Origin of the sequence: Pararhizobium capsulatum DSM 1112 (assembly GCF_030814475.1) — a bacterium.
Classification (GTDB): Bacteria; Pseudomonadota; Alphaproteobacteria; order Rhizobiales; family Rhizobiaceae; genus Pararhizobium; species Pararhizobium capsulatum.
On record NZ_JAUSVF010000001.1, the window covers coordinates 1,845,929 to 1,863,643 of the forward strand.

Here is a 17,715-nt window from a genome sequence, read left to right on the forward strand (position 1 = left end):
AACGATTGTTTAAAACGACTATAAATCCCCGTCTGCTATCTAAGCGCGAAAACGGGGAATAGTCGATGCGCCATCGCCAGTTTCAGAAAAAACCAAACCGCCAGTCTTTCATCAGCGAAGCACCGGGCATCGTTCTTGGCGTAGTGGCGTTGGGGATAGCTGGCTATTACAGCGTTGGCGATCTGTTCTCTTCCGTCGCTGCAATGACTCAAGGTTGTGAAATCAAAGGCAATATTTCAATTAATAGTGGTGAGAAGATATTTCATACACCCGGGCAGGAGGACTACGACCAAACCCGGATCAGCCCTGAATATGGCGAGCGGTGGTTTTGCTCTGAGGCGGAAGCACGCGCTGCCGGTTGGCGTAAAGCCGGTAGATAGATGGTAGGCGTTTAATGGGCTCTAACGTGCTGAGGACCATTCGCCAAGTCTGGAAATTGTCTTCCAACTTCGATCGAATTTATGCGGCTTTGCGCGGTAGTGGCTCCGCTCTTGGTGCTGGCAAAAGCCATTGAGCGCATCAGATTGGGCATGCCCGTCTGGAACGGTCTATGGGTATTTTTCCCATTCCTCGTGGGGTTTCTGTATGCCTCCGCGTTTGCGGTCCTTTTCACTTCATATCGGAAAGGCAGAAAAAAGGCGGAAGCCCGGGCGCCTGGTTTCCATGAGATGAGTGACTAGCGGCGGTTGGAACCGCGTTGAAATGTGAGAACTAGATGAAGATAGAAACTGTAGTCGGTTTGGCGTTTGGCGTTTTATGCGCCGTTCTCGGGGTTGTCTTCCGCCCGTTCTGGCTATCGCCCGTTGGACCGTATGTGTTCCTGCTATTCATTTGGATCACAACGTCATTGGCGATGGGGTGGGGCGGCAAAGGCAAACCATACTCGTTTCGCTTTGGCGTCGCGTGCGGAACGGGGTTGGTAATCACCTTCGCAATAACAATGTTTGTGAACCTCTATGTCAGCGTCGCCGTGTTCTGTGCGCTGTTATGGATCGGTATAAAATCGAAGTTCTTTTTGCGTCGAAGTGATGAATTGAAGCGAGCATAGCCCCGTTCGCGATAGTCGGCATCGAGCGCGTTGGCTCAACGGGTGGCAAGGCCCGGATGTGGCGTCCAGAACCTTGCCGATGCTCGTGTTTCCAATTGCGAGCGGGGTGGAGGTAGCGTAGGGGCGGCAAAAGAAAAGACCCATAGAGGGCAGGCGGAACTGAAGGCGGTGACGAAACCGGTCAGGTATCGGGGTTATGTTCTTCTGGGGCATAATGCCAAATAAAAAGGGCCTTCGCGCCGCCGCCACGAAAGCCCCTGTCGGTGTGCTAAAGATTTTATACAGCCCCAACACAGAGAGCGTAGACGCGCTAGCCCATATTGGCTAGTCCTTTCTGCATTGTGACAAGCTCTTGAGAGAATTTTATTAGTGGGGCTATAGCGCGCCAAATTGACATGGATAGTGTTCTTCTATCGTTCCGCCATTGTTTCGCATAATATTAGTTTTCGCTACAATTTGTTATAGTGGGGGAATGTAGACGCCAACTAGTCATCGAATGGTTCTTTGCAATGTACTAGCCCGTTTAGGGCGCAATATCTCTGTCATATTGACCGTTCATTTGCATATCGAACTAGTTCTCAATTTTTAGCCTGTTGAGATCGGGTGTTTTCGCGCTCGTCCTAGGCTCCAAGGCACCGCCACAATGCGCCAACGGGCCGGTCTTGTATTTTCAACTTCGGAAGCGAGGGCGGTTGATCGTCCGACTTTCTAAATGTTGGGGATGGGGCAGGGAACGCTGTCCTTCAGCAAAATACCCAGACCCGTTTGAAACTTTTGACTGGAGGTCAGAAATGAACATCAAGAGCCTTCTTCTCGGCTCCGCTGCTGCTCTCGCAGCAGTATCCGGCGCACACGCTGCCGACGCTATCGTCGCTGCTGAGCCCGAGCCCATGGAATACGTTCGCGTTTGCGACGCTTTCGGCACCGGCTACTTCTACATCCCGGGCACCGAAACCTGCCTGAGCATCAGCGGTTACGTTCGTACCCAGGTTGAATTCGGCGATGTTGGCGAGAACAGCTGGGGTTCCTACACCCGCGGTTACCTGACTGTTGCTGCTAAGAACGATACCGAATTCGGCACGCTCTCCAGCTACATCAACCTTCAGGCTGACACCGGTCACTCGATCGATCAGAGCTCGATCAACGGCAGCGGCGGCGGCGTCATCCTCGACGGCGCATGGATCGAAATCGCTGGCTTCAAGATCGGTAACTTCTACAACTGGTGGGACGATTTCGGTATCGCAGGCGAAACCGACTCGACCGGTGGTAACCTCTTCAACTCCGTTCAGTACACCTACGATGCTGGTTCGTTCCAGATCGGCGCTTCGGTTGAAGATCTTGAGCCGAATGAAATCGAGCAGTTCGGTCACGATGATGGCGTCGGTATCTCGGCACTGGTTCGTGGCACCATCGGCGGTGTTGACGCTCTCTTGATCGGTTCTTACGACTTCGACGTCGATGAAGCTGCTTTCAAATCTCGCTTTACTGCAACTTTCGGTCCGGGTAGCTTCCAGATTGCTGGCATCTACGCCACCAATCCGAATGCTTACTGGAGCACTTCTGAGTGGTCGGTTGCTGCCTCGTACGAAATCAAGGCAACTGACAAGTTCACTATCACCCCCGGCGCTCAGTACTTCGGTAGCGTTCGTAATAGCGTCACAGCTTCGGCGGCGACGACGCTTGGGCAGTTGGTCTGACCGCTGGCTACCAGATCACTGATGGTTTGCGCACGCTCGCTACGGTCAACTACAACAAGGTCGAAGCCGATGATATCGACAACGACGACTCCATCACTGGTTTCGTCCGTCTGCAGCGCGACTTCTAATCTGATCTGACTTTTGTCAGGGAAGAGAAAACCCGGCCGAAAGGCCGGGCTTTTTGTTTGATGGGGAGCAAGGTGGCGCTGTATCTCGCGGCGGTCAGCGCTATTGGCTTAGACAGCTCACAGAATCTCAGGTAAGGGCATCCAAAAATCGCTCTATTGTTTGCGCCGGCTCATCAAGATGCAGGAGGGGCGCGTGACCCTGACCTTTTGCGAGCACTGCCGTCGCATTCGGATGCCGCACGATCATTTCCGCGAGTGTCTCTCCGGAGAGTATTGTTGATCTCTCGCCGCGAATAACAAGCAGCGGAACGGCAGTCAGCTTCTCAAAAAGCGGCCACATGTCTGGCAGTGACGTTTCGGCATTCAGGTTCTTCAGCGCATCGGCGAGGGCAGGGTCGTAATCAGCGATGATTTCTCTACCGTCGTGACGGTAAATTGCATAGGCCATCGCCTCCCAGTTCTCTTCCGACAAAACTGGAAACGCGTCGCCGTGAAGGTGCTTAAGATTCTGGACCGCGTCCTTCCATTCAAGAAAGCGAGTGGGTGAAGAAAGATAATCGCGGATATGCAGCAGGCCGGCATGCTCGATGACTGGCCCGATGTCATTGAGAATAACGCTGTTCAGGAGCGCCGGATTGGTCGCAGCAAGCAGGTGAAGGATCAAGCCGCCGCGGGAGGTTCCGATGAAATTGGCCTTCGCGATGCCCAAAGCTTCGCAAACTTTAACAACATCCTGCGCTTCAATGGGAAGCTGGTAGTGGCTGCTATCTGGATCCCAATCAGACTTGCCTCGCCCGCGATAGTCCAAGGCGATAACTTGGCGTGGCTGGAACTTTCGCATCGATAGATGAACCGCCAGCTCGTGAAAATCGCGGCTGTTGCGGCTCAAGCCGGCAAGGCAAACGATCGGCAATCGCGTCTGACCACGAAGGTTGCTACCGTATTCCCGTACATAGATGGATATGCCATCTGTTGCACCTACGAAATGCTCGACAAAATCCGGCTTGCTTGCTTCTGCCATTACGATGCTCCGTTCGATCTCAGCAATGATGCTCACATCAGCGGAAATTGAAACAGGCTTTTGCGTCCCGAATGGATGGAATAGGGCGATCGGCTTTTGAGGAGCGAAACACCTTGCCGCGCCGCATATTTGCGACGTTTCGGATAGATATGCGGCAGATTATCCCTGGCGGCCCATTCGCAGGTCGCTGACGATATCGGCTTTCTGACCGAGACGGGTCTTGTAGACCTGATAGTTTTCCATCACGCGCTGGACGTAGCCCCGGGTTTCAGCGAAGGGAATGCGCTCTATCCAGTCGACAACCTCGTCGATTGGCTTTCCGCGCGGATCGCCGTAGCGATTGAGCCATTCGGGAACCCGCTTTGGCCCGGCATTATAGGCGATGAAGGTCAGGATGTAAGAGCCGCCGAAATCATTGATTTGTTCGCCGAGGTAGTGGGCGCCGAGCGTCGCATTGTAGGCGGCGTCGGTTGTAAGGCGGTCACTGGAAAAGGCAAGACCGTGGCGTCCGGCCACGCCTTTTGCCGTTCCCGGCAGAATTTGGAGGAGGCCACGCGCATTGGCTGGCGAAACGGCTGCGGAATTGAATGCGCTTTCCTGTCTGGCGATCGCATAGGCCAGTGCCTTGCCGGCGCCCGCAATGTTGGCAGTTGAGGGAATGACACCGATCGGGAAGGCGAGGGCGGCTACGTCGAGGCCGCGCCCGAAGGCGAGCTTGCCGATCTGCAGCGAGAGCTGATGACCCCGTGTCTTTTCGGCGCGTGATGCGAGGATTGCAAGCTCTCCGGGGCTGGTGAGTTCGTCGGCCAGTGCGCGATAAAGATTGTCCGCGCGCCAGCCATGTCCGGCAGCTTCCAACCGGGCAATGGCCTGGACGGCCTCGCGATTTTCAAAGGCAACGCGGTCACTCGGCGTCGGCGTCGGGTAGGCGACGTTGAGGGCGTCGGTGCCCAGGCGCGCGGCGGCAAGCTGCCCATAAAAGGTGCCGGACAGCTTGGCTGCCTCGGCGAAATACGCATGCGAAGAACCTCCAGCGCCCGCTTCAGCGGCACGACCCAGCCAGTAATAGGCGCGCGAAACCGAAATGGGGCGGTTTGAAACGGCAAGGATACGACGAAAATGGCCTTCTGCCGTCTTGGCGTCGTTCAGCGCGCGAAGCGCATACCAACCAGCGTGGAATTCGGCATCAACGACATCCGAAGCTTCGCTGGCCGAATGGTTGGCTGCGACCTGATAGGCGCCTTTGAAATCGCCTTTGTCGAGAAGCCCCCGGCTGACGATGCGCTGTTCAACCCACCATTCGCCGGGATCAACAAGTGCCGCTGCGTCTTTGGGCGCGTAGGCAAGCAGTTTTGCCGCCTCGGCGTATTTTTCCTGCTTTCGCAGCAGCTCGATGCGGATGAACAGATAAGCCGGATCTTTCGCCCAGGATGGATCGACGGCTGCGACGAGCGCCGGTGCGCTCGCCGTGTTCTTCGCCGCAGCGGCCCACGCGCGATACAGCGACTGCGCCTTGCCGAGATCGCTGAAACGGGCGGCCTGTTCCAACCGTCCGCGATAAAGCAGCATCTTCATGCGGCCGCGATGCTCATCTACCGTCAGAAGATCCGAAAACTCCGAAATGACCTTGTCTTCAGTGTCCTTGTCGAGTCGTTCCGTTGTCCAGAGCGTTTCGAGAAGCTTGGCTGCCGCACTCCTGTTTCCCGTCTGCACCAGGGCGCGCGCCAGCACGATGGAGCCGTCCGTCGTTTCCGGCTGGCTGTTGCCGAAGGCCGCGATGACGTCGGAAGCTGGAGGGTTTTCGCGCAAGAGTGCCCGCTCGGAATTGGCACGCAACGCCCCAAGCCCCGGCCAGCCTTTCAATTCCTGCTGCGCGGCGGCGATTTCGTGGGATGGCACACCCTTCTGGTTGGAGAGCGCAATCGCCCAGCTGAGAATATGGCGGTCAAGCGTTCCGTTGGGCATGGTGTTACGTACTTCGATTGCCCTTGCGGCATTCTTGTTCGAAAGTGCGTCGAGCCCGTCTTTCAGGCTGGAGTTGACAGGAATATTTGACGTCGCGGCAGCGATCGAGCTGGTTATGTCTGCCCGGGCAGGGGCAAAATCGGTTTTTACAGCGATATCGGGACGTGCTTTGGGAAGCGGCGTTTTTCCGTCGAAGGCTAAGGCTTGTCCGATCGGAAGAAGCCCGGCCACAAGAATGCTCGATGCGTAGAGCATCGGCATGGTCAGCCGCAAAGAACCGTAGATGCGCATGAAGAGCCCCGTAATGCCCTGCAATCCTTCTTCATTTGGCGACGCAAATGTTAACGAATAGTTACCAGTTTTCCTAGAATTCGACTGATATCCCCTGAACCAGCCAGTTTCACCCTTGAAGCTACAAAGTGGAGCCGTATGTCTGTGTCGCGACACGTTTGCCAGCTGCTTCAGTTGGATATGCGACGTCCGAATGCCGCATAGATGCTTGCCGCAGGCATCTCACATGATTATGGTGCGCCAGTTTTCTAACCATGAAATACGGCCAAAGCGTGGGTTGGTTGTCTCACAACCCGGGCGCCGTCAGGAGTCGTGCATGTTCAAGGGATCCATTCCCGCTCTCGTTACCCCGTTTATGGCCACTGGAGCCGTCGATGAGGAAAGCTTCGTTGCCCATGTGGAATGGCAGATCGCGGAAGGTAGCCACGGCCTCGTGCCCGTTGGCACGACCGGGGAATCGCCGACGCTTTCGCATGCCGAGCACAAACGGGTGGTGGAACTCTGCATCAAGACGGCGGCGGGTCGCGTTCCGGTCATCGCCGGTGCCGGCTCCAACAACACGACCGAAGCTGTCGAGCTTGCGCAGCACGCTGAAAAGGCTGGTGCAGACGCGATTCTGGTTGTCACGCCCTATTACAACAAGCCGACCCAGAAGGGGCTCTATGCCCATTATGCCGCCATTGCCGAAAGCGTAAAGCTGCCAATCGTGATCTACAACATCCCCGGCCGCTCGGTCGTGGATATGAGCGTGGAAACGATGGCGGCGTTGCATAGCGCCTATCCGTCGATCCTGGGCGTCAAGGATGCGACCGGTAAGATCGAGCGCGTCTCCGAACAGCGCCTGGCTTGTGGTCCTCAGTTCGTTCAGCTGTCCGGCGAAGACGCGACGGCCCTTGGCTTCAACGCCCATGGTGGCGTCGGTTGCATTTCCGTGACGGCAAACGTTGCTCCTCGTCTTTGCGCCGAATTCCAAGAAGCGACACTTGCCGGAGATTATGTCAAGGCACTGGAATATCAGGACAAGTTGATGCCGTTGCACAAGGCGATCTTCATGGAGCCGGGTCTCTGTGGAGTGAAATACGGCCTTAACAAGCTGCGCGGCATGAGCCGTACCGTGCGTTCTCCGCTTCTGCCGACGCTGGAGCCGGCAACGGAGGCAGCGATGGATGCAGCACTTCGCCATGCGGGGCTGATGAACTGATGGCACCCAAAGGCAGCCAGCGCGTGATCAAGAAAATTGTGGCGGAGAACCGGAAGGCCCGCTTCAATTACGAGATCATCGATACCTACGAAGCCGGCATGGTCTTGACCGGCACGGAGGTCAAATCTCTGCGCGAAGGCAAAGCTAACATCGCCGAATCCTATGCCTCTGATGAGGGCGGCGAGATCTGGTTGATCAACTCGTATTTGCCTGAATATCTTCAGGCAAACCGCTTCAACCATGAACCGCGCCGCCGTCGAAAGCTGCTTTTGTCAAAACGTGAGGTCAACCGGCTTCGGGGGGCGATCAATCGCGACGGCATGACCCTCATTCCCCTCAAGATCTATTTCAACGATCAGGGCAGGGCGAAACTGGAACTTGCTCTCGGCAAGGGCAAGAAGCTGCATGACAAGCGCGAAAGCGAAAAAGAGCGCGACTGGAATCGCCAGAAGAGCCGCTTGTTGAAAGAGCACTGAGAAATCTTCCGCAGACCACCACGTGTTCGCTGCGGACAAGCTGGCCCGTCAGAAAGTCTTGCCGCTTTGGATATCCAGTGTGCCATCCCATCATCTTGGCAGGGTTGGCTTGAAAGCGTGCAGGTGCAGGCTTTCGAAACACACTCACTGAAGAGTCATACCGCCCCGGTGTGCCGGAGCGGTATGACACAGCAAAAATTCATGCGTCCGGTTCGTTGCCGACGCCGATTGGCTCAGGAAGTCTTGACGGACGTTCGGACGGATCTCGGCCGACTTCCGCTTTCAGCGTGACAAGCTCGATGAAATGATCGGCCTGTCGGCGAAGGTCGTCTGCAATCATCGGCGGCTGCGTCGACATCGTGGAAACCACGGAAACCTTGCGCCCCTTGCGCTGCAGCGCTTCGACGAGTGTCGTGAAATCGCCGTCGCCGGAGAAAATCACCAGATGATCCACAGTCTCCGCCTGCTCCATCGCGTCGATGGCCAGCTCGATATCCATGTTGCCCTTGATCTTGCGGCGACCGAGCGAATCCGTGAATTCCTTGGCGGGCTTCGTCACAACCTTGTAACCGTTGTAGTCTAGCCAATCGATCAATGGGCGGATGGAGGAATACTCCTGGTCCTCGATCAGCGCAGTATAATAGTAGGCGCGAAGAAGATATCCGCGCTTCTGGAAAGCTTTTAGAAGCTTACGATAGTCAATGTCGAAGCCCAGGCTTTTCGACGCCGCATATAAATTTGCACCGTCAATAAAAAGCGCGATTTTCTCGCGTGGATCGAACATCTCAATATTCCTTTTGTTGCCTCAATGTCCTTTAATTCAATCTGACCGAGCAAAAAGCGACGTCCGAAGCAGAGAATGTCTTAACATTAAGAGATTTTTTGGGTTCATGAACCGGGTTCGAATGTTCGCCTTAAACCAATGCAATTCTCGGCGAAAGTGCGAGTTTTCGCAGGATTTTTCCAATAAAGGGATTAATGAGGCATTTTTTAGTAATTTTTCCCCCGCAAACATATTCCGTAAGCATAAAATAGCTATGCCCCCGGTCGGCCGTTTTCTCCCCGCATTTCAGCAACTCTCCCCCTGACCCATATTCAATCATCATTCCTGTAGAAGTCAAAGGATATCAGCAACTTCTGTTTGACCAAGGGCTTCACATAGGTGCCCATCCGCGTGGCTAGAGGAAGAGCAATTCTCTTGCGTTTGCACCTTTAGAATGTCTCAAAATGGTCTGTAGCCTGCCATTCAGGCAGGGATGTTTCATTTTGGAATACCTCTTTAGGCGCATGGGAAATGGGTGCAATCCCCGCAAAGGCGGATATCTTTTGCCTTGCAGCAGGAAAAACTTGAATTTGCCCGCTTTTGATTGTATCGGGCAAGCTACTTCCGGAAATTGGAGCCATGCGTACCGTCAGCCGACGGCTGGACGCGGGTTCCGATGTTGTCAATCGGCACGGCGAGGCAGTCCCTCCGAAGGGTGAACGCAGCCTTGCTCCCAAGACCAAAAGGACAGGCCATGGCCCGCGTCACTGTTGAAGATTGCATCGACAAAGTCGATAACCGTTTCGAGCTCGTGCTTCTGGCCAGCCACCGCGCCCGCCTGATCTCGCAGGGTGCCGCTATCACCATCGACCGCGACAACGACAAGAACCCTGTCGTTGCTCTTCGCGAAATTGCCGATGAGACGCTGTCGCCGGGCGATCTCAAGGAAGACCTCATCCATTCGCTGCAGAAGCATGTTGAAGTCGATGAGCCCGAGCCCGATCCGGCCTCGCTCATCGTCAACGAAGCGGCTGCTGTTTTTGCTGACCAGTCCGGGGAAGACGATGACCAGCCGGAAGTCGTGACCTTCGACCGCATGTCGGAAGAAGAGTTGCTGGCCGGCATCGAAGGCCTCGTTCCGCCGGAAAAGAGCGACGACTACTAAGGTCGGGCAAGACGCGTTTCGATGTGTCCTGTCATCGGCGATATCAGCGGTTCCCGCATATCCGCCATTTGACGCAAGCAGCTGACTTTGCAAAGCGGTGCGCCACTCCTATGATTGGCGCACTTTCTGTTTTTGAAAGCGTTCTGCGGGAGCCGTTCAGGAATGATGCGCCAATACGAGCTCGTTGAGCGCGTTCAGAAGTACAAACCCGACGTCAATGAGGCCCTGCTGAACAAGGCCTATGTCTATGCCATGCAGAAGCATGGACAGCAAAAGCGCGCCAGCGGCGATCCCTACATCTCCCATCCTCTCGAAGTCGCGGCAATCCTGACCGATATGCATCTCGACGAGTCGACCATTGCTGTCGCTCTGCTCCATGACACGATCGAGGATACGACGGCCACGCGCGCGGAAATCGACGAGCTTTTCGGCGAGGATATCGGTGCGCTGGTCGAGGGACTGACGAAGATCAAGAAGCTTGATCTTGTGACCAAGAAGGCCAAGCAGGCCGAAAATTTGCGCAAGCTGCTCCTGGCGATTTCCGACGATGTTCGGGTGTTGCTCGTCAAACTCGCCGACCGTCTTCACAACATGCGCACTCTCGACCACATGTCGGCGGAAAAGCGCGCCCGGATTTCCGAAGAGACGATGGAAATCTATGCGCCGCTCGCCGGCCGCATGGGTATGCAGGACATGCGCGAGGAGCTGGAAAACCTCTCCTTCCGCCATATCAATCCGGAGGCCTTCGAAACAGTTACCCGGCGGCTCGAGGAGCTCTCGACCCGCAATGAGGGGCTGATCAAGAAGATCGAGGACGAGCTCGGCGAGTTGCTGAAGGTCAAGGGATTGACCGATCCCGTCGTCAAGGGGCGCCAGAAGAAGCCCTATTCGGTCTTCAAGAAGATGCAGTCGAAGTCATTGTCCTTCGAGCAGCTTTCGGATGTCTGGGGTTTCCGCATTATCGTTGAGGATATTCCTGCCTGCTACCGCGCGCTCGGCATCGTCCATACGCGCTGGCGGGTCGTACCCGGGCGCTTCAAGGACTACATCTCGACGCCGAAGCAGAACGACTATCAGTCGATCCACACCACGATCGTCGGTCCTTCCCGGCAGCGTATCGAACTGCAGATCCGCACGCGATGGATGCACGAGATCGCGGAATACGGTATTGCCGCCCACACGCTCTACAAGGACGGCACCGAGCCGGCAAGCGACGTAAAGCTCTCGCCGGGTTCCAACGCCTATTCCTGGCTGCGTCGGACGATCGAATCGCTGGCTGAGGGCGACAACCCGGAAGAGTTCCTGGAGCACACGAAGCTCGAGCTTTTTCAGGATCAGGTCTTCTGTTTCACGCCGAAAGGTCAGCTCATTGCCCTTCCGCGCGGCGCCACGCCGATCGATTTCGCCTATGCCGTCCACACCAATATCGGCGATACCTGCGTCGGTGCCAAGATCAATGGCCGTATCATGCCACTGGTCACAAGACTTTCGAACGGCGATGAAGTCGAGATCGTCCGTTCCGGTATCCAGGTGCCGCCGGCGGCCTGGGAAGAAATCGTCGTCACCGGCAAGGCGCGCTCGGCCATTCGCCGGGCAACGCGTGCCGCTATCCGCAAGCAGTATTCCGGCCTCGGCTACCGCATTCTGGAGCGGACTTTCGAGCGTGCCGGCAAGTCTTTCACCCGCGACGGCCTGAAGCCAGTCCTTCATCGGCTTGGCCAGAAGGATGTGGAAGACGCGATTGCGTCCGTCGGGCGAGGCGAACTTTCGTCACTCGATGTCCTGCGGGCGGTTCACCCCGATCACCAGGACGAACGCGTCACCGTCAAGCCCGTCGATCAGGGCTGGTTCAATATGCGCAGTGCCGCCGGCATGGTCTTCAAGCTGCCGGAGCGTCCGAAGGATATGTTCGAAGAGGCCGCAGGACCGGATGCCTTGCCCATTCGCGGACTTTCGGGCGATGCGCAGGTCCATTTCAGCGCATCCGGCGCTGTGCCCGGCGACCGTATCGTCGGCATCATGGAAAAGGACAGGGGGATCACGATCTATCCGATCCAGTCGCCGAGCCTGCAGAAGTTCGACGAGGAATCGGAACGCTGGATCGATGTGCGCTGGGATCTTGACGAGGCCAACAACACCCGCTTCATGGCCCGCATCCAGATCAACGCCCTGAACGAGCCGGGTACGCTTGCCGAGATTGCCCAGGCAATCGCGACCAGCGATATCAATATCCGGGGGCTCAGCATGGGCCGGGTTGCCGCCGATTTCAGCGAGTTCCAGATCGACGTGGAAGTCTGGGACCTGCGTCAGTTGAACCATCTCCTGACCCAGATGCGCGATCTTCCAACGGTGTCGACCGTCAAGCGTGTCTTTGAATAATCTGTTCGAAAGCAGATGACCGAGCCACCTGCCGGCCTGGCGATTTTGAGAGGGTTTTGCCTGGTGTCAGAGCAATTGCTTCCTAAATAGGCTTATATTGCCGATACGCTAGGCTGCCCATGCGTTATGCGCATGGCTGCTGACTGTAACCGGCGCTGGTAGAAAAGCAGTCGCTCACCTATCTTCATGCTCGGGAGGTAAACGAAAAGAGGTTTACCATGTTCAAGCAACTGAAGAAGTTCACCAGCGCTCTGCGCGCTCCGTCCACCGAAGATCGCGAACTCACCTATCTCAATGGTTCTGTCGATCGCATCGATCTTGAATACCGCCAGCGCCAGGTCGATTGTGGCCTTTTCCGTCGCGGTTTCTAAGCAAGTCGTCCGCTTCGGCTGCCTGCGGTGCAGGCGGCCAGCAGCTATGCACAAATTGAGTGACTTCCGGTTGGTATTTGCATGATTTTTTCAGATGCCGATCGCAGACCGGGAAAGAACTGAATATCTTCGCCCGCGTCGGTTGATGCGCGGAGGAAATATCGCGCCGAATTAACCGTGATCTGTCGCTGATGGCATTGTGCCTGGCTGCAATCTTCGTCTATCAAGCATCTCATGTTGTTCCGTCGCAGAAAACCGGCCACCTTTGCCGGTAAGGTCCGTGCGTTCCTGTGGCCGCGAAAGGGTTTTTCGCGTGGCCTGCGGTATATGACGCTGCGGGTTCTGCGACTGTCTTCGACGCCCCACTGTATCGCCGTGGGGGTTGCTGCCGGCGCTGCATCTTCCGCCACGCCTTTCGTCGGATTACACATCCTCATTGCCGTTGCGCTTGCCTATATGCTTTCCGGCAACCTGATTGCCGCAGCGCTTGCGACGGCAATTGCCAATCCCGTGACCATTCCCTTCATTCTTGCCGCGACCTACGAAGCAGGCGTCGTGGTGCTCGGCCGCAGTTCGCACCAGATGCTATCCGGCGGCGAAATTTTCGATATGCTTGAGAACCTGGAGTTCTCGCATCTGTGGACGCCTGTGCTGAAGCCGATGCTCGTCGGCGCAATCCCGCTTTCGATGACGAGTGCCGTGGTTTTCTATGGCCTCGCCTATGCTGCGGCACGTCTGTTTCAGCAAAGACGCGAGATGCGGCGTCTTACGCGGGTGGCATCGCTTTCTGTGTCGAAGAAGCATGAGGCGTGACGTTTCAATCCGCAATCGAAGCGGCCACAGGCTTTTCGATTGCCCATGATCTGTGAGCTGGAATGATTATTGGTATTGGAAGCGATCTGATCGATATCCGCCGCATTGCGGGATCCATCGATCGTTTCGGTGAACGTTTTACGCATCGCTGTTTCACCGACATCGAAATCCGAAAGTCGGAAGGCCGCAAGAACCGGGCGGAATCCTATGCCAAGCGGTTTGCCGCCAAGGAGGCATGCTCCAAGGCCCTCGGCACCGGCCTGTCGGCCGGCGTCTTCTGGAAGGATATGGGCGTCGTCAATCTGCCGGGTGGAAAACCGACCATGGTGCTGACTGGAGGCGCCGCAGAGCGGCTCTCCGGGATGCTGCCCGAAGGCCATCGCGCTGTCATCCACCTGACCATTACCGACGATTTTCCCTTGGCCCAGGCCTTCGTGATAATCGAGGCGCTGCCCGTTGCTCCGGCATCAGGAAACGTTTAGAGCATGTCTCAAACAACGATCGCGCTCGCGGGTCGTATTATTTGGAAAAATCACGCTGGATTGAACATCTTTCCGGCTGATTTTAAGTGAAAACACCGGCTGAATTTCGCGAGCCTCAATCCTATCTTAAGGACGACGCGAGAGCAGCACACAAGGAAAAACGGCGTGGCAGAGAAGATTGAAAAAAGCCAGGGTGGTGTGTGGGAAAACGTCAAGGTCATCATTCAGGCGCTTCTGCTTGCCGTGGTGATCCGTACCGTTTTCTTCCAGCCCTTTACCATTCCCTCGGGCTCGATGATGCCGACGCTGCTCGTTGGTGACTATATCTTCGTCAACAAGTTCGCCTACGGCTATTCGAAATATTCGCTGCCGTTCTCGCCGGATCTCTTCGAAGGCCGCATCTTCGCAAGCGAGCCGAAGCGCGGCGACGTCGTCGTCTTTCGCTTCCCGCCGAACCCCGACATCGACTACATCAAGCGCCTGATCGGCCTGCCCGGTGATCGCATCCAGGTGCGCGACAGCATTCTCTATGTCAACGACAAGGCTGTCGAGCGTGCGCCGGACGGCGTCTTCCGCGCCGACGACCAGTATGACACCGGGGCTGACGTACCGGTCTACCGCGAAACGCTCGATAACGGCGTGAACTTCGACACGCTCGACCAGTTCCCTGACAGCCGTGGCGATAACACCCGCGAGTTCATCGTGCCGGAAGGCCACTATTTCATGATGGGCGACAATCGCGACAATTCTGCCGACAGCCGCTTTGATGTCGGCTTCGTTCCGGCGGAAAACCTTGTCGGTCGCGCCAGCATGATCTTCTTCTCGCTTGGCAACGACACCTCTTTCCGTGAAATCTGGAAGTGGCCGACCAATCTCCGCTACGACCGTCTGTTCAAGAGCGTAAAATGATCCGGAAGTCGCTGAACGCGGAGAACCGGCAAAAGCTCGAGGCTGCGATCGGCTACCACTTCGTCCAGCAGGAGCGGCTGGACCGGGCGCTGACCCATGCCAGCGCTCGCAATGCCAAGGGCTCGAATTATGAGCGCCTGGAATTTCTGGGCGATCGCGTTCTCGGGCTCTGCATTGCCGAGCATCTGTTTCAGACGTTTCGTGATGCAGCTGAAGGCGAGCTTTCCGTGCGCCTCAACCAGCTCGTCAGTGCTGAAAGCTGCGCAGTCGTAGCCGATGCGCTTGAGCTGCATCTTTTTATCCGCACCGGTGCCGACGTGAAGCGGGTCACCGGAAAACACATGCTCAACATCCGCGCCGATGTGGTAGAATCGCTCATTGCCGCGATCTATCTCGATGGCGGAATGGAGGCTGCACGCGGTTTCGTGCTTCGCCACTGGGGAACGCGGGCAAGCCGCGCCGATGGTGCGCGGCGTGATGCCAAGACAGAATTGCAGGAATGGGCGCATGCGAAATTCGGCGTGGCGCCGAGCTACCGCGTTGACGACCGCTCAGGCCCGGATCATGATCCGCGTTTCACGGTGACGGTCGAGGTTGCTGGCACAGCGCCCGAGACTGGGACCGACCGCTCCAAGCGCGCCGCAGAGCAGGTTGCTGCGACGAAGGTGCTGGAGCGGGAAGGCGTCTGGAAATCGACCGACCTCGGCTGAGAGCGCGCGCGTTCGCGTAAGAGGCAAGAATACGGAAATCAAGAAGCGGAATCGTTCCAACCTTAAAGGTTGCTACCCGCAAAACACTGAACACATGCCGGACGGGATGTCCGCTGCTTATGGATTTGACCGACACCATGACCGAAGAGATCAACGAGACCGCCGAGACCGAAGCTGCTGCAACCCGTTCGGGCTTCGTTGCCCTGATCGGCGCGACCAACGCCGGCAAGTCGACGCTGGTCAATCGCCTCGTTGGCGCCAAGGTCTCGATCGTCAGCCACAAGGTGCAGACCACCCGCGCCATCGTGCGCGGCATCGCCATCCACGACAACGCCCAGATCGTCTTCATGGATACCCCCGGCATCTTCAAGCCGCGCCGTCGGCTGGATCGTGCCATGGTCACGACCGCCTGGGGCGGCGCCAAGGATGCCGACGTCATCATGCTCCTGATCGACAGCGAACGTGGCCTGAAGGGCGATGCCGAGACCATTCTCCAAGGCCTGAAGGAAGTGCCGCAGCGCAAGATCCTGGTGCTCAACAAGATCGACCAGGTCTCGCGCGAGGAGTTATTAAAGCTTGCCGCGGCGGCCAATGAGTTCGTCACCTTCGACCGCACCTTCATGATCTCGGCTCTCACCGGTTCCGGCTGCGAAGACGTGATGGACTATCTTGCCGCCGACCTGCCGGAAGGCCCGTGGTACTATCCGGAAGACCAGATTTCGGATCTGCCGATGCGCCAGCTCGCAGCCGAAATCACCCGCGAAAAGCTCTTCCTACGCCTGCATCAGGAGCTTCCCTATTCCTCTCACGTCGAGACGGAAAAGTGGGAAGAACGCAAGGATGGCTCGGTACGCATCGAGCAGGTCATCTATGTCGAACGCGACAGCCAGAAGAAGATCGCGCTGGGTCGCAACGGCGAGGCGATCAAGGCGATCTCGATGGCCTCTCGCAAGGAGCTTGCCGAAATTCTCGAACAGCCTGTTCATCTATTCCTGTTCGTCAAGGTTCGCGAAAACTGGGGCGATGACCCCGAGCGTTTCCGCGAGATGGGGCTCGAATTCCCGCGCGGATAAGCCGGAAGCCCGTCGTACCGCAATCGTCGAACAGTCTGTCCTGAACCTGCCGTCTTGCGGCCTATGTCTCTCCGTGAGAGGTCATGAGCATGCGGCGCGGCGGTGCCGCGTCTTGATGCAGGGAGTGACGAATGCCGCAGCTGGTCGATGGAAAGTGGGAAAAGGGCGATGTCGCCGCAAGCGAAATGAAGGGCGGGGCCTTTCACCGCGAGCCGACGAGCTTCAGGAACTGGATCACGCCAGATGGATCGCCAGCGCCGGAGGGTCAAGCGGGTTTGCCGGCGGAAGCCGGGCGTTACAAGCTGTTCGTTTCCTATCTCTGCCCCTGGGCGTCGCGCACGCTGATGATGCGCAAGCTGAAGGGTCTGGAGGAGATCGTCTGCCTTTCCGTTTCCGAACCCGAACTCGGCGAAAACGGCTGGACCTATACCGAGCCACAGGATGCCGGCCCCCGTGTCGGCAAGGTCCGTTATCAGTACGAGCTCTATGCCGCTTCCGATCCGCATTACACCGGCAAGGTCTCCGTTCCCGTTCTCTGGGACCTCAAGGAAGGCCGGATCGTCAACAACGAATCCGCCGACATCCTTGGTATCCTTAACACTGCTTTCGATCGCTTGACCGGCAACGACCTCGATTTCTATCCCGCGTCGTTGCGCCCGAAGATCGACCGCTGGAACGCGCCGATCTACGACAAGGTCAACAACGGTGTCTACCGCGCGGGTTTTGCTAAGACACAAGGTTCCTATGAGGCGGCCGTCACGGATGTCTTCGAGATGCTGGATACGCTGGAAGTGCATCTCGGCGAAAACCGCTATGTCGCCGGATCGCATTTCACGGAAGCGGACATTCGCCTGTTCGTAACACTGATCCGCTTTGACGCCGCCTATAACGGTGTCTTCAAATGCAATATCCGGCGACTGGAAGACTACCCGAACCTCTCGTCCTATCTCCGTGAAATCTACCAGTGGCCCGGCATCGCTGAGACGGTGAAGATCGATCAGATCAAGCGCGGTTATTACTCGATCGCCCATGTGAACCCGACCATGATCGTTCCGGTTGGTCCGATCCTCGATTTCAATCGTCCCCATGATCGGGGTCGGCTGAAGGGGGAGGGCGTATTCCACAAGGGCTAACTGCCAACTGGTTAAACACCCAATCCCGCATCGATCTGTGGACGTAACGGCAGGGCCTTCACGCCCTCACTTGGCCTTGATGCTCTGTGC

At 56.8% G+C, this 17,715-nt stretch carries 17 protein-coding genes and 1 pseudogene; 14 read left to right on the forward strand and 4 right to left on the reverse strand.

Annotated features, from left to right (window positions below; genetic code table 11):
• Nucleotides 1–65 precede the first annotated feature (65 nt).
• From QO002_RS08845 to QO002_RS08855, 3 genes and pseudogenes are all read left to right on the forward strand, one after another.
• A complete protein-coding gene (locus QO002_RS08845; protein ID WP_307228729.1) occupies nt 66–380 on the forward strand; it encodes a sunset domain-containing protein in 315 nt (104 codons plus the stop codon).
• A 335-nt stretch (nt 381–715) separates the two neighbouring features.
• Nucleotides 716–1,048, forward strand: a complete 333-nt coding sequence (locus QO002_RS08850; RefSeq protein ID WP_307228731.1) for a hypothetical protein — start codon at nt 716–718, stop codon at nt 1,046–1,048.
• A 791-nt stretch (nt 1,049–1,839) separates the two neighbouring features.
• Nucleotides 1,840–2,873 (forward strand): annotated as a pseudogene (locus QO002_RS08855) (porin).
• A 127-nt stretch (nt 2,874–3,000) separates the two neighbouring features.
• Here QO002_RS08855 and QO002_RS08860 read toward each other — a convergent pair.
• The gene (locus QO002_RS08860; protein WP_307228733.1) at nt 3,001–3,894 is read right to left on the reverse strand and encodes an alpha/beta fold hydrolase; all 894 of its coding nucleotides are present in this window, start codon (nt 3,892–3,894) and stop codon (nt 3,001–3,003) included.
• A 159-nt stretch (nt 3,895–4,053) separates the two neighbouring features.
• The gene (locus QO002_RS08865; protein ID WP_307233268.1) at nt 4,054–6,132 is read right to left on the reverse strand and encodes a lytic transglycosylase domain-containing protein; all 2,079 of its coding nucleotides are present in this window, start codon (nt 6,130–6,132) and stop codon (nt 4,054–4,056) included.
• A 334-nt stretch (nt 6,133–6,466) separates the two neighbouring features.
• On the opposite strand from QO002_RS08865, the gene dapA reads away from it, so the two are divergent.
• Entirely contained in the window at nt 6,467–7,351 is an 885-nt protein-coding gene (gene dapA, locus QO002_RS08870; protein ID WP_307228735.1) for a 4-hydroxy-tetrahydrodipicolinate synthase, read from the forward strand.
• Nucleotides 7,351–7,827: an SsrA-binding protein SmpB gene (gene smpB, locus QO002_RS08875; protein WP_307228737.1), complete on the forward strand. Its 477-nt coding sequence runs from the start codon at nt 7,351–7,353 to the stop codon at nt 7,825–7,827. The genes dapA and smpB overlap by 1 nt, the downstream gene beginning before the upstream one ends.
• Before the next feature lie 199 nt (nt 7,828–8,026).
• On the opposite strand, the gene QO002_RS08880 is transcribed toward smpB, so the two are convergent.
• Both QO002_RS08880 and QO002_RS08885 read right to left on the reverse strand, forming a co-directional pair.
• A complete protein-coding gene (locus QO002_RS08880) occupies nt 8,027–8,611 on the reverse strand; it encodes a LabA-like NYN domain-containing protein (protein ID WP_307228739.1) in 585 nt (194 codons plus the stop codon).
• 428 nt (nt 8,612–9,039) lie between these two features.
• Nucleotides 9,040–9,207 carry a hypothetical protein gene (locus tag QO002_RS08885; RefSeq protein ID WP_307228741.1) on the reverse strand — a complete coding sequence of 56 codons (168 nt, stop codon included), beginning with the start codon at nt 9,205–9,207 and terminating at the stop codon, nt 9,040–9,042.
• Between the two features lie 137 nt (nt 9,208–9,344).
• Between QO002_RS08885 and rpoZ the strand changes: the two genes are divergently transcribed.
• The 9 genes from rpoZ to QO002_RS08930 all read left to right on the forward strand — a co-directional run bounded on the left by rpoZ (nt 9,345) and on the right by QO002_RS08930 (nt 17,625).
• On the forward strand, nt 9,345–9,755 hold the full coding sequence (gene rpoZ, locus QO002_RS08890; RefSeq protein WP_307228743.1) for a DNA-directed RNA polymerase subunit omega: 411 nt from the start codon (nt 9,345–9,347) through the stop codon (nt 9,753–9,755).
• A 162-nt stretch (nt 9,756–9,917) separates the two neighbouring features.
• Nucleotides 9,918–12,134: a RelA/SpoT family protein gene (locus tag QO002_RS08895; RefSeq protein WP_307228745.1), complete on the forward strand. Its 2,217-nt coding sequence runs from the start codon at nt 9,918–9,920 to the stop codon at nt 12,132–12,134.
• Between the two features lie 218 nt (nt 12,135–12,352).
• A complete protein-coding gene (locus tag QO002_RS08900) occupies nt 12,353–12,505 on the forward strand; it encodes a DUF3563 domain-containing protein (RefSeq protein WP_307228747.1) in 153 nt (50 codons plus the stop codon).
• Nucleotides 12,506–12,739: 234 nt separating this feature from the next.
• A complete protein-coding gene (locus tag QO002_RS08905) occupies nt 12,740–13,318 on the forward strand; it encodes a DUF2062 domain-containing protein (protein ID WP_307228749.1) in 579 nt (192 codons plus the stop codon).
• 62 nt (nt 13,319–13,380) lie between these two features.
• On the forward strand, nt 13,381–13,800 hold the full coding sequence (gene acpS, locus QO002_RS08910) for a holo-ACP synthase (protein ID WP_307228751.1): 420 nt from the start codon (nt 13,381–13,383) through the stop codon (nt 13,798–13,800).
• A gap of 165 nt (nt 13,801–13,965) precedes the next feature.
• Entirely contained in the window at nt 13,966–14,709 is a 744-nt protein-coding gene (gene lepB / locus QO002_RS08915; RefSeq protein WP_307228753.1) for a signal peptidase I, read from the forward strand.
• Complete coding sequence (gene rnc / locus QO002_RS08920; RefSeq protein WP_307228755.1) at nt 14,706–15,419, forward strand: ribonuclease III; 714 nt, start codon at nt 14,706–14,708, stop codon at nt 15,417–15,419. The genes lepB and rnc overlap by 4 nt, the downstream gene beginning before the upstream one ends.
• 137 nt (nt 15,420–15,556) lie before the next feature.
• Nucleotides 15,557–16,492: a GTPase Era gene (gene era, locus QO002_RS08925; protein ID WP_307233270.1), complete on the forward strand. Its 936-nt coding sequence runs from the start codon at nt 15,557–15,559 to the stop codon at nt 16,490–16,492.
• 131 nt (nt 16,493–16,623) lie between these two features.
• On the forward strand, nt 16,624–17,625 hold the full coding sequence (locus QO002_RS08930; protein WP_307228758.1) for a glutathione S-transferase family protein: 1,002 nt from the start codon (nt 16,624–16,626) through the stop codon (nt 17,623–17,625).
• Nucleotides 17,626–17,715 lie beyond the last annotated feature (90 nt).

Bases quoted from the DNA above. Each gene is read 5' to 3' on its own strand.
- QO002_RS08845 (WP_307228729.1), top strand. From the start codon at position 66: ATGCGCCATCGCCAGTTTCAGAAAAAACCAAACCGCCAGTCTTTCATC.
- QO002_RS08850 (WP_307228731.1), top strand. From the start codon at position 716: ATGAAGATAGAAACTGTAGTCGGTTTGGCGTTTGGCGTTTTATGCGCC.
- QO002_RS08860 (WP_307228733.1), bottom strand. From the start codon at position 3,894: ATGGCAGAAGCAAGCAAGCCGGATTTTGTCGAGCATTTCGTAGGTGCA.
- dapA (WP_307228735.1), top strand. From the start codon at position 6,467: ATGTTCAAGGGATCCATTCCCGCTCTCGTTACCCCGTTTATGGCCACT.
- smpB (WP_307228737.1), top strand. From the start codon at position 7,351: ATGGCACCCAAAGGCAGCCAGCGCGTGATCAAGAAAATTGTGGCGGAG.
- QO002_RS08880 (WP_307228739.1), bottom strand. From the start codon at position 8,611: ATGTTCGATCCACGCGAGAAAATCGCGCTTTTTATTGACGGTGCAAAT.
- rpoZ (WP_307228743.1), top strand. From the start codon at position 9,345: ATGGCCCGCGTCACTGTTGAAGATTGCATCGACAAAGTCGATAACCGT.
- QO002_RS08895 (WP_307228745.1), top strand. From the start codon at position 9,918: ATGATGCGCCAATACGAGCTCGTTGAGCGCGTTCAGAAGTACAAACCC.
- QO002_RS08900 (WP_307228747.1), top strand. From the start codon at position 12,353: ATGTTCAAGCAACTGAAGAAGTTCACCAGCGCTCTGCGCGCTCCGTCC.
- QO002_RS08905 (WP_307228749.1), top strand. From the start codon at position 12,740: ATGTTGTTCCGTCGCAGAAAACCGGCCACCTTTGCCGGTAAGGTCCGT.
- acpS (WP_307228751.1), top strand. From the start codon at position 13,381: ATGATTATTGGTATTGGAAGCGATCTGATCGATATCCGCCGCATTGCG.
- rnc (WP_307228755.1), top strand. From the start codon at position 14,706: ATGATCCGGAAGTCGCTGAACGCGGAGAACCGGCAAAAGCTCGAGGCT.
- era (WP_307233270.1), top strand. From the start codon at position 15,557: ATGACCGAAGAGATCAACGAGACCGCCGAGACCGAAGCTGCTGCAACC.
- QO002_RS08930 (WP_307228758.1), top strand. From the start codon at position 16,624: ATGCCGCAGCTGGTCGATGGAAAGTGGGAAAAGGGCGATGTCGCCGCA.